At 72.3% G+C, this 9,661-nt stretch carries 11 protein-coding genes and 1 pseudogene; 5 read left to right on the top strand and 7 right to left on the bottom strand.

What is annotated here, in order from left to right; all coding sequences use genetic code 11:
- Positions 1-91: 91 nt before the first annotated feature.
- The 3 genes from ACWEVN_RS42930 to pdxR all read right to left on the bottom strand — a co-directional run bounded on the left by ACWEVN_RS42930 (position 92) and on the right by pdxR (position 2,475).
- Complete coding sequence (locus ACWEVN_RS42930; RefSeq protein WP_452055113.1) at positions 92-523, bottom strand: CBS domain-containing protein; 432 nt, start codon at positions 521-523, stop codon at positions 92-94.
- A gap of 102 nt (positions 524-625) precedes the next feature.
- Entirely contained in the window at positions 626-1,072 is a 447-nt protein-coding gene (locus tag ACWEVN_RS42925; RefSeq protein ID WP_449686180.1) for a hypothetical protein, read from the bottom strand.
- Positions 1,069-2,475, bottom strand: coding sequence for a MocR-like pyridoxine biosynthesis transcription factor PdxR (pdxR, locus tag ACWEVN_RS42920; protein WP_452055112.1), 1,407 nt, complete (start codon positions 2,473-2,475; stop codon positions 1,069-1,071). Before pdxR ends, ACWEVN_RS42925 begins: the two co-directional genes overlap by 4 nt.
- 83 nt (positions 2,476-2,558) lie before the next feature.
- Between pdxR and ACWEVN_RS42915 the strand changes: the two genes are divergently transcribed.
- On the top strand, positions 2,559-3,131 hold the full coding sequence (locus tag ACWEVN_RS42915) for a TIGR03086 family metal-binding protein (RefSeq protein ID WP_452055111.1): 573 nt from the start codon (positions 2,559-2,561) through the stop codon (positions 3,129-3,131).
- Here the strand turns inward: ACWEVN_RS42915 and ACWEVN_RS42910 are convergent.
- A complete protein-coding gene (locus tag ACWEVN_RS42910; RefSeq protein ID WP_452055110.1) occupies positions 3,124-4,101 on the bottom strand; it encodes a neutral zinc metallopeptidase in 978 nt (325 codons plus the stop codon). The two genes, ACWEVN_RS42915 and ACWEVN_RS42910, sit on opposite strands and share 8 nt — an antisense overlap.
- A 112-nt stretch (positions 4,102-4,213) precedes the next feature.
- On the opposite strand from ACWEVN_RS42910, the gene ACWEVN_RS42905 reads away from it, so the two are divergent.
- Positions 4,214-6,226 (top strand): prolyl oligopeptidase family serine peptidase, encoded by a 2,013-nt coding sequence (locus tag ACWEVN_RS42905; RefSeq protein WP_452055109.1) that lies wholly within the window; start codon positions 4,214-4,216, stop codon positions 6,224-6,226.
- On the opposite strand, the gene ACWEVN_RS42900 is transcribed toward ACWEVN_RS42905, so the two are convergent.
- On the bottom strand, positions 6,216-6,530 hold the full coding sequence (locus tag ACWEVN_RS42900; RefSeq protein WP_449686185.1) for a DMT family transporter: 315 nt from the start codon (positions 6,528-6,530) through the stop codon (positions 6,216-6,218). The two genes, ACWEVN_RS42905 and ACWEVN_RS42900, sit on opposite strands and share 11 nt — an antisense overlap.
- A complete protein-coding gene (locus tag ACWEVN_RS42895) occupies positions 6,530-7,141 on the bottom strand; it encodes an FMN-dependent NADH-azoreductase (protein ID WP_452055108.1) in 612 nt (203 codons plus the stop codon). The genes ACWEVN_RS42900 and ACWEVN_RS42895 overlap by 1 nt, the downstream gene beginning before the upstream one ends.
- A 77-nt stretch (positions 7,142-7,218) precedes the next feature.
- Between ACWEVN_RS42895 and ACWEVN_RS42890 the strand changes: the two genes are divergently transcribed.
- Positions 7,219-7,764, top strand: coding sequence for a TetR/AcrR family transcriptional regulator (locus ACWEVN_RS42890; RefSeq protein WP_452055107.1), 546 nt, complete (start codon positions 7,219-7,221; stop codon positions 7,762-7,764).
- Here ACWEVN_RS42890 and ACWEVN_RS42885 read toward each other — a convergent pair.
- The gene (locus ACWEVN_RS42885; RefSeq protein WP_452055106.1) at positions 7,761-8,495 is read right to left on the bottom strand and encodes a ferritin-like domain-containing protein; all 735 of its coding nucleotides are present in this window, start codon (positions 8,493-8,495) and stop codon (positions 7,761-7,763) included. The two genes, ACWEVN_RS42890 and ACWEVN_RS42885, sit on opposite strands and share 4 nt — an antisense overlap.
- A 175-nt stretch (positions 8,496-8,670) precedes the next feature.
- Here ACWEVN_RS42885 and ACWEVN_RS42880 point away from each other — a divergent pair.
- Together ACWEVN_RS42880 and ACWEVN_RS42875 are read left to right on the top strand one after the other, a co-directional pair.
- Positions 8,671-9,036, top strand: a pseudogene (locus tag ACWEVN_RS42880) (FAD-dependent monooxygenase); the annotation flags it as partial.
- A 189-nt stretch (positions 9,037-9,225) separates the two neighbouring features.
- Complete coding sequence (locus tag ACWEVN_RS42875; protein ID WP_452055114.1) at positions 9,226-9,621, top strand: aromatic-ring hydroxylase C-terminal domain-containing protein; 396 nt, start codon at positions 9,226-9,228, stop codon at positions 9,619-9,621.
- Positions 9,622-9,661: the final 40 nt, after the last annotated feature.

Genomic DNA, 9,661 nt, shown 5'->3' with positions numbered 1-9,661 from the left:
GCGCCCCAATGTGGCGTTGGTTGCGTCCAACGCACCGAACGCCACATTGGGTGCGTCAGACGCACCCAATGTGGCTTTGGGGCGCTTGGGGTCAGCCTTGGGAGATGTAGGCCTGCAGCTGTTCCTGGCTCTGCTCCAGCTGTTCCATCCGGTTCTTCACGACGTCCCCGATGGACACGATGCCGGCCAGGCGGCCGTCGGCGAGGACCGGGACGTGGCGGATGCGCCGCTCCGTCATCAGGACCGAGAGCTGGTCCACCGAGTCGTCCGGGGTGCAGCTCGCCACCAGTTTCGTCATGATCTCCGAGACCGGGCCGTCGAGCAGGCCCGGGCCGTGGTCGTTCAGGCGCCGCACGACGTCGCGTTCGGAGACGATGCCCGCGATGGAGCCGTCCGGGGCGACGACCACCATCGCGCCGACGTTGTGTTCGGCCAGTCCGGCCAGCAGCGTGGTCACCGTCGTATCGGGGGTGACCGTCGCGACCGCCGACCCCTTCTTGCGCAGCAGATCCGCAATCCGCATGGCGATCCTTCCCGTCGGTGAGCTGGATCACCACAGGTTAGGGCCCCCTGGCGCCCCGCGAAAGTCCGGCAAACGGGGCGTCTTCGTGGTATTGGTACCGATTCAGCCGAGCCGTTCGGCGAGCCCGTCGAGGGCCAGCCGGATCCCGGCCGCGTAGTCGTCGTCGCCGAGGGCGTCCAGGCGCGCGCGGGCCAGCGCCAGCTGTTCGCGGGCCGCGGGCAGGTCGCCGAGCTTGCGGTAGTCCTCGCCGAGATTGAGGTGCAGCGACGGGTAGAAGCCGCGCACGGCCAGGGACGAGTGGTACTCCCGGGCTCGCGAGTCGGTCAGCGAATCGGCCGCGGCCAGGGCCCGCAGGTCCCACTCGAGTTCCTCGGCCGGGTCGTCGCAGACGTCGGCCATGTGGTGGGCCAGTGCGACGCGGTGCAGCGGGTCGCCGTCGTCCCCGATCGAAGCCCACAGCCGCGCGAAGGTCGCGTACGCGCCGGCGCGGTCGCCGCCGATGTGCTGCCGCAGACCGGCGTCGATCGCCACCATCACGTCGTCGGTCATGCCGCTCCTTCGTCCGCCAGTGCCCGCAGCCGGGCCAGCCCGGGCTCGATCCGCTCGGCCGCGACCGCACCGTAACCGAACACGAGCCCGTGCCGCCGCTCCCCCACCCCGAAGTCCCCCAGCGAGTACAGCCGGACGCCGCGACGGCGGGCGGCGCGCACCAGCGGGCCGCAGTCCGCCGCCGCGAGCGCGCTGAGGTGCAAGCCCGCCGAAGACGGCAACGGCGTGAGGAAGTCGAACGCCCCCAGCGCCCGGGTCAGCAGTTCGTGCCGGGCGCGGTAGACCTTCCGCATCCGCCGGACGTGCCGGGCGAAGCCACCTTCGGCCATGAACGCCGCCAGCGCCGCCTGTTCGACGTTCGGCGCGTGCCAGTCGGTGAGGTAACGGGCCTTCACGAGCGCGGGCACCAGTGACGGCGGCGCGATGAGAAACCCCAGCCGCAACGCCGGCGAGAGCACCTTCGAGAACGAGCCGACGTACACGACCCGGCCGCGGGAATCCAGGCTGTGCAACGGTTCCAGCGGCCGTCCGGTGTAGCGGAACTCGGTGTCGTAGTCGTCCTCGACGAGCACCGCGTCGGTGCGCTCGGCCCAGTCGAGCAGCTCGAGCCGACGGTCCAGCGACATCGACAGGCCGAGCGGGTACTGGTGCGACGGCGTCACGTACACCAGCCGCGTCCCCGGCGGGATGGCGTCGACGACGATGCCGGAGGCGTCCACCGGCACCGGCGCGACCCGGACACCGCGCGCGCCGAGCACCAGCCGCGGCGGCGGGTAGCCGGGGTCCTCGACGGCGGCGAGGTCGCCGGCCCGCAGCAGCACCCGCGCGACGAGGTCGGTCGTCTGCTGGGCGCCCGCGGTGACGACGACCTGCGCCGCACTCGCACGGACGTCCCGCGAGACGCCGATGTGGCGGGCGATTTCGGCGCGCAACCCGGCGTGGCCCTGCGGGTCGCCGTAGGTCATCAGGTCGGCCTGGCCGGCCCGCAGCCGCTGCGTGATCAGCCGCCGCCAGGTGTCGAACGGGAACAGCGAGAGGTCGGGGACGCCCGGCCGGAAGTCGAACTCCGGCGCCGGGGCGAACGGCGCGGGCGGCGCCGGGACGGCGTCCCACTCCGGCAGCGGCCGCACGCCCGCGACGTCCGGCGCCGGCTCGGCGGAAACCGGCGAAGCCGTGACGAACGTGCCCGCGCCGACGCGCCCGGCGAGGAACCCTTCGGCGGTGAGCCGGTCGTAGGCCGCGCTGACCGTCGTCCGGGAGACCGCCAGCCGCTGCGCGAGCTCACGGGTGGGCGGCAACGCCTCGCCGGGCCGGATCCGGCCGGCCAGGATCGCCGCGCGCAGCTGCCGGTAGATCGCGTCGCGGTGGCCGCGCGTCCCGGTCAGGTCGATGTGGATCTCCACCGGCGCCAGTCTAGATTGGCCCATGAAGGTTGCGCCGGAGTTGGCACTGTTCGTGGTCCGCTGGCCCGCCTAACGTGCCCGGTATGGATCTCCGCGAACTCGACCGCCGCACCTTGCTCCTCCTCGACGAGCTGGTCGCCGGCGTCACCCCCGCCGACCTCGCCCGCCCCACCCCGTGCGCCGGCTGGACGCTCGCCGATCTGCTCCGCCACCAGGTCAGCGAGAACCACGCCTTCGCGACGGCGGCCCGCGAAGGCTCGGCACCGGACTGGGACGCCGGCTCCCTCGGCGACGACGCCCACGCCGCGTACCGGGCGTCCGTCGAGGACTTCCTCGACGCCTTCGCCGGCGACGCCGTGCTCGAGCGGCAGCTCACCATCAACCACTTCGGCACGTTCCCCGGCGCGATCGCCGCGCACATGCACCTGGTCGACACGGTCGCGCACGGCTGGGACCTGGCCCGCACGCTCGGCCTGCCCTACGAGCCGGACGCCGAAGCCGTGTACATCGCCACGAAGCTGGCCGAGCGGATCCCGGACGACGGCCGCGAGAAGAACGGCTCGTTCGCCCACAGTGTCGAAGTCCCCGCGGACGCGAGCCCCCTCGACCGGTTCCTCGCCCTGCTCGGCCGCGACCCCGCCTGGGCCGTCAGCTGACCTCGTCGGCCGGGGCGCTCCACGTGTTGCACGCCTTCGTCGCCTTGCCGTCGTAACCGGCCTTCGCCCAGGACAGCTGGTGCTCGCGCGAGCCGTGGGTGTCGCTGTCGTTGGCCCGGCCGTAGTCGGCGACCGCGGCGTTCGCCAGCGACCGGCTGATCGAGCCCGAGCCCGCGACGGCGGTCAGGAACAGCGCGCCGAAGCAGTTCGCCTGCAGTTCGATCCGGCGCACGACCTCCTTGTCGGCCGTGCTGTTCTCGTCCGGCGAGGTCATCTTTTCCGCCGCCGCGGACAGGATGCCGCTCTCGCGCTGCACGTGGTGGCCGTACTCGTGGGCGATCGTCGCGATGTGCCGGGCCTTGTTGAGCCCGGCGTCCGACAGCATCCAGTCGGTCGGGGCGTAGATCGTCGTGTCGCCGCCGCAGTAGTAGGCGACGGCTTCGTTCTCCGTCGGCGCCTCGCCGCACGAGCTGTGTTCCGGCAGCGTCACCGACACGGTGGCGGTGAGCGTCGGCTCGTTCGCCTTCTCCAGCGCCGGGCGCCACGACTGCTCCAGGCAGGTGACGAGCGCGGTGTAGTAGGCCTTGAGCTGCTCGGCCGCCCGGCCGAGGTCGGGCAGGGTGCAGGTGGCGGGCCCGGGGCTGATGCCGTCGCCGAGCAGGGGGTTGCGCGCCAGCTCCGGCACGGCCTTCGGGGGCTTGCCGGTGTCGCCGTACGCCCGGCCGGCGTCGGCGCCCTGCGCGGCGAACGCGCGGCCGTCCACCCGGCGCGGGATGGTGGCGGCGATCAGCGAGATGGACACCACGACGATCAAGACGCCGCTGACCGCGCCCCAGAACCGGCTGCGGGGTGGCGCGATGGGGACGGGCGGAGCCGCGGCCCAGTTCGGTGCCCACGGGTTCGGCTCCGGCACCCACGCGGGTTCCGGTGGCCGGGCCGTCCCCGGCCACGGCGGTTCGGCGTCGTTCACGATCTCCCCCTGCTGTGTGGCACCAGCATACGGACACCCCGGGAGGCAGGGATCACGAAACGAACACGCCACCGGGTGGCCCCGAGGCCGTCAGCCGGGCGAGACTGTCGGCATGAGTGTGGAGGATCCTTACCTGTGGCTGGAAGACGTGACCGGCGACGACGCGCTGGACTGGGTGCGCACCCGCAACGACGAGACGCTGGCCGAGCTGACCACCGGCGCGCGGTTCGCCGAACTGCGTGACGAGCTGCGCGAAGTGCTCGACGCCGACGATCGGATCCCGTACGTCCGCCGCCGCGGCGAGTTCCTCTACAACTTCTGGCAAGACGCCGGCCACCCGCGCGGCCTGTGGCGGCGGACGACGCTGGAGTCCTACCGGCAGGCCGAGCCCGAGTGGGAGCTGCTGCTCGACGTCGACGCGCTGGCCGAAGCCGAGGGCGAGAACTGGGTCTGGCAGGGCGCGACCGTGCTGCGGCCGGGCTACCGGCGCGGCCTGGTCGAGCTGTCCCGCGGCGGCGCGGACGCCACGGTGGTCCGCGAGTTCGACCTCGACGCGCACGAGTTCGTCGCGGACGGGTTCACCGTCCCGGAGGCGAAGACGCGGATCGGCTGGATCGACGAAGACCGCGTCTACCTCGGAACGGACTTCGGCCCGGGTTCGCTGACCAGCTCCGGGTACCCGCGGCTGGCCAAGGAGTGGCGCCGCGGCACGCCGCTCTCCGAAGCCGTCACGGTGTTCGAGGGCAAGCCCGACGACGTCTCGATCGGCGCGTCCCACGACCCGACCGAGGGCTTCGAGCGCGACTTCGTCAGCCGCGCGATCGACTTCTACCGTTCGGAACTGCACCTGAAGACGCCGTCCGGGCTGGTCAAGATCGACGTCCCGGACGACGCGAGCACGTCCGTGCACCGCGAATGGCTGCTGGTGCGGCCGCGGACGGCGTGGACTGTCGACGGCACCGAGCACCCGGCGGGCTCGCTGATCGCCATCCTCTTCGACGCCTTCCTGGCCGGCGAGCGGAACTTCACGACGCTGTTCACGCCCGACGAGCACACCTCGCTCGAGTACTGGGCCTGGACGCGCCACCATCTGCTGCTCGGCACGCTGCGCGACGTCCGCAGCGAGCTGCGCACCCTGACGCCCGGGCCCGGCGCCTGGACCGAAGAGCCCCTCGCCGGCGGACCCGAGTTCGGCAGTGCGGACATCTTCGACACCGATCCCGACGTCAGCGACGAGTACCTGATCGACTCCAGCGGCTTCCTCCAGCCGTCAACGCTGAGCTACGGGCACGTCGGCGAAGAGGTCGAAGTGCTGAAGCAGGCTCCGGCCTTCTTCGACGCTTCGGGCATGAACGTGGCGCAGTACTTCGCGACGTCGGAAGACGGCACGAAGATCCCGTACTTCGTCGTCCGGCCGTCCGGCGCCGAGGGCGGCCCGACGCTGCTGACCGGCTACGGCGGCTTCGAGATCTCGCTGACGCCGTCCTACAGCGGCATGATCGGCCGCGGCTGGCTGGCCCGCGGCGGCACGTACGTGGTCGCGAACATCCGCGGCGGCGGCGAGTACGGGCCCGGCTGGCACACCCAGGCGATCAAGGCCGAGCGCCACCGCGTGTACGAGGACTTCGCCGCGGTGGCCGCGGACCTGGTCTCGCGGGGCATCACGACACCTACGCGGCTCGGGATCCAGGGCGGCAGCAACGGCGGCCTGCTGATGGGCGTGATGCTGACGCGCTACCCGGACCGGTTCGGCGCGATCGTCAGCCAGGTGCCGCTGCTGGACATGCGCCGCTACCACCTGCTGCTGGCCGGCGCGTCGTGGATGGCCGAGTACGGCGACCCCGACGACGCCGCGGAGTGGGAGTTCATCTCGAAGTACTCGCCGTACCAGAACGTCCACAGTGGACGCGCGTATCCGCCGTCGCTGTTCGTGACCTCGACGCGCGACGACCGCGTGCACCCCGCCCACGCCCGCAAGATGGTGGCGCGGATGCGTGAGCAGGGGCACGACGTCCGGTATCACGAGAACATCGAAGGCGGCCACGGTGCCGCGGCCGACAACGAGCAGCTGGCGTTCAAGTGGGCGCTGGTGTTCGAATTCCTGTGGGAGCAGCTCACGAAGTGACCCGCGCGAGCACGACGCCGCCGACGATCAGGGCCAGCGCGGCCACCCGGCCGACGCTGAGCGGGTCCTTGGTGACGACGACGCCGAGCACGATCGCGCCGACGGCGCCGATCCCGGTGAACACCGCGTAGGCGGTGCCCACCGGGACGGTGTCCATCGCGCGCGACAGCAGGTAGACCGCGGCGGCGCCGAGCACGAAGCACAGGAGCGTCGGCCACGGCCGGGTGAAGTTCTCCGTCGGTTTGATGCTCTGCGACCAGGCGACTTCGACGAGCCCGGCGAAGACGAGCGTCACCCAGCCCATCAGATCGCCTCCAGTGCCGCTTCGAGCGACGCTTTCCGTTCGCCGTCGCGCGCGGCGAGATGCGGGTCGACCAGGGCGTTGGTCAGCTCGGCGTGCACGAACCGGACGTCGTCGACGCCGTAGTGCCCGGCGATGAAGTCCCGCAGGTAGCGCTCGTGGTGGTCGAACGGGGCTCGCGGCGTGCCCTCGGCGTAGGTGCCGCCGCGGGCGCCGGCGATGACGAACTTCTTGCCGCTCAGGTCCATCTTCGGGAACGTCACCTGATCGATCCACGCCTTCAGGGCGGCCGGGATCGAGAAGTTGTACATCGGCGCGCCGATCAGGACGACGTCGGCTTCGAGCAGCTCGGCCAGGAGCGGCTCGACGATCGCCCAGGCCCGCTTCCGCTCCGGCGTCTCGACGACGTCGGCGTAGTGCGCGGGGTCGGTGATCCCGGTTGCGAGCAGGGCGTCGCAGATTTCCGTCCAGGCCTCACCGATCACCGGGACCGGATCGGCGGCGAGGTCGCGGTAGGTCCGGGTGCCGCTCCAGCCGGCGGCGTACCGGGCGGACAGCTCGCGCGAGAACGACGAGCGGCGGGCGCTGGAGTCGAGGTGCAGCAGGTGGGGCACGATTCCTCCTCAAGTGGACGCGGTGTCCACTTGAGGCTAACTGGACGCCCCGTCCGGATATTCCCTAGGCTGGTGACATGCCCGAACGAGCCGACGCGGCCCGCAACCGCGCCAAGATCCTCGCGGCGGCCGAGGAGCTCTTCACCACCCGCGGCGCGGCCGAGGTGACGATGGAGGACATCGCCCGGGCGGCGGGCGTCGGCCGAGGGACGTTGTACCGCCGCTACCCGGACCGGTCGTCGATCGCGGTGGCCCTGCTGGACGAACACGAGCGGCGGTTGCAGGAGTCGTTGCTGCGCGGAGACCCACCGCTGGGCCCGGGCGCGCCGCCGTCCGAGCGGCTGGCGGCGTTCTACGAGGCGATGGTGCAGCTGCTGGAGCGGCACGCACCGTTGGTGCTGGGTGCGGAGGTGGGCCATTCGCGGTTCACGACGGGGGCGTACGGGTTCTGGCGGACGCACGTGCGGGTGCTGGCGGAGGCGGCGGGGGCTGCGGACCCCGACGTCCTGGCGGATGTGCTGCTGGCGCCGTTGGCTCCCGAGTTGTTCCTGCACCAGACGTCGCGAGGGGTGTCTTCCGAGCAGCTTGTCCGGACGCTGCGGCAGCTGGCCGGGCTCCTTTAGAAGAGCCCGCGCGGCCGGGAGCGCTTCGGGCGGTACCGCGGCTCCTCAACGCGGATCCGCGCGAGGGCGGCCTCGAACTCGGTGAGCACGTCGGCGACGAAGACGAGCCGGCCGACGCCGAGCCGGCGCAGCGCGGGCCCGTGGTCCGCGGCCACGGTGACCGCGACGCCGAGCAGCAGCACCCGCCAACCCCCGAACACCGTGGCGCGCGCTGCCTTGGACAGGCCGCCGAAGCCGGCGCGGAGCCGGTGGCAGTGGAAGGGGACGTGGCGCTCCTCGTCGGCGAGGATGCGGGCCGCGACCTGCGTCACCAAGGGGTCCGCCGGGCCATCGCGCAGAGCGCGGTAGTACCGCAGGGCGACGACCTCGGCGATGAGCAGCACCATGAGTTCCAGCCGCAGCCCGAGCGCCCGCCGCAGCTTGACGAACACGGTGTCCGACCAGTGGCTCGCCAGGGTCGGCACCCCACCGGCGCCGAGCAGCAGGCCGAGCATCCGCGCATGGTTCTGTTCCTCGGCGACGAAGAGTTTCACGGCGGCGAGGTAGGTGTCGTCCCCGGCGGCTTTCGCGATGAGGTTGGCCCCGTCGCCGGCTTCGCCGACCTGGAACCGCTGGATGCTCTTCGCGACGTCGGCGTGGAGGTGCGCGCCCCGTTCCCACGGCGGGTCTTCGCGCTGCCCGCGGCGTTCGGCCTCGGTTTCGAAATCCTGGAGCCAGTGTGCGTACGTCATCGGGTCGATGATGCCGCGTGCTTGTGGTCGGGGTGGGTGGCTTTCGTGGAGATCTGCGCCCCGTACCGCTGTTCGAACAGCGACGCGTGGGCGATCGAGCGCGCCGGCCGGATCACCCGGTAGTCGCGGCCGTCCAGCCGCGCCGTGCTGACCTGCGTCCGCCACCGCCCTCTTTCTCGCCGGCCACGGCGTCCCGGCCCTCATCGCGGAACGCGCGGCCGGCCCGTCCGCGCACCCGCGCGCCACCGGCCTCGGCTTCCGCACCATGGAGTTCTTCCGCCAGGCCGGGATCCACGGCGACGTCGAGGCCGTCGCCGTCCGGGCGGCCGCCACGCTCGGCAAGATCTCCGCGCCGACCCTGGCGACGGCGGACCTGCCGGACACCCCGCCCGCCGTGCCGAACAGCCCGAACCTCACGGCGAGCGAACTCAGCCCGGGCGTGCTGCGCGGCACCTGCCCGCAAGACAGGCTCGACGCGGTGCTGCTGAGCGCGGCGCGGGAGCGCGGAGCCACGGTCGCGTACTCGACCACGCTCGTCTCGGCGCACCAGGGACGACTCCGGCGTCACCGCGGTGCTCGACGGGCCGGACGGCCGGCAAACCGTGCGCGCGAGCTACCTGGTCGACGGCGGCCGCAGCGAGGTGCGCGCCGGGCGTTGCTGCGGCTCGAAGATCCCCGCTTGCACTGGGAACAGGGCCCGGCGGCGGCCGCCGCTCGCGCCGCGGCGGGCGTGGTCAACGCCCCGATCGTCCACCTCGGCTTCCGGTACGCCTCGGCGGCGGTGCTCGGCGCGCAGACCGCACTGCCGTCCACAGAGGACGTCATCCTGGACGGAACACCCGGTTCCCGCGTGCCGCACACGTGGCTGGGCAACGACGTGTCCACTTTGGACCTGGTCGGTCGGCGGCTCACGCTGCTCGCCGGCCCGTCTGGCCGGGCATGGCTCGAGGCGGCGCAGAGGCTCGACGTCGATGCCCACGTCGTCGAGGACGAAACCTGGCTTCGCACCACCGGGATCGCCGAGGGCGGCGCCGTCCTGGTGCGGCCGGACCACTTCGTCGCTTGGCGGAGCACCGAGCCGTCCGACGACCTCGGCAGTGTCGTGGCGCGGATCCTGGCCCGTTGAGCACCGCGGCCGAACCGGGCGGGTGACGCCCGGCTCGGCC

Source organism: Amycolatopsis sp. NPDC003861, from assembly GCF_053605405.1.
The sequence above is the reverse complement of the archived record's forward strand: the minus strand, read 5'-3'. Positions and strand labels throughout refer to the sequence as shown.

Coding starts and splice junctions, on each gene's coding strand:
- ACWEVN_RS42930 (WP_452055113.1), bottom strand. CDS start 523: ATGCGGATTGCGGATCTGCTGCGCAAGAAGGGGTCGGCGGTCGCGACG.
- ACWEVN_RS42925 (WP_449686180.1), bottom strand. CDS start 1,072: ATGACCGACGACGTGATGGTGGCGATCGACGCCGGTCTGCGGCAGCAC.
- ACWEVN_RS42915 (WP_452055111.1), top strand. CDS start 2,559: ATGGATCTCCGCGAACTCGACCGCCGCACCTTGCTCCTCCTCGACGAG.
- ACWEVN_RS42905 (WP_452055109.1), top strand. CDS start 4,214: ATGAGTGTGGAGGATCCTTACCTGTGGCTGGAAGACGTGACCGGCGAC.
- ACWEVN_RS42900 (WP_449686185.1), bottom strand. CDS start 6,530: ATGGGCTGGGTGACGCTCGTCTTCGCCGGGCTCGTCGAAGTCGCCTGG.
- ACWEVN_RS42890 (WP_452055107.1), top strand. CDS start 7,219: ATGCCCGAACGAGCCGACGCGGCCCGCAACCGCGCCAAGATCCTCGCG.
- ACWEVN_RS42885 (WP_452055106.1), bottom strand. CDS start 8,495: ATGACGTACGCACACTGGCTCCAGGATTTCGAAACCGAGGCCGAACGC.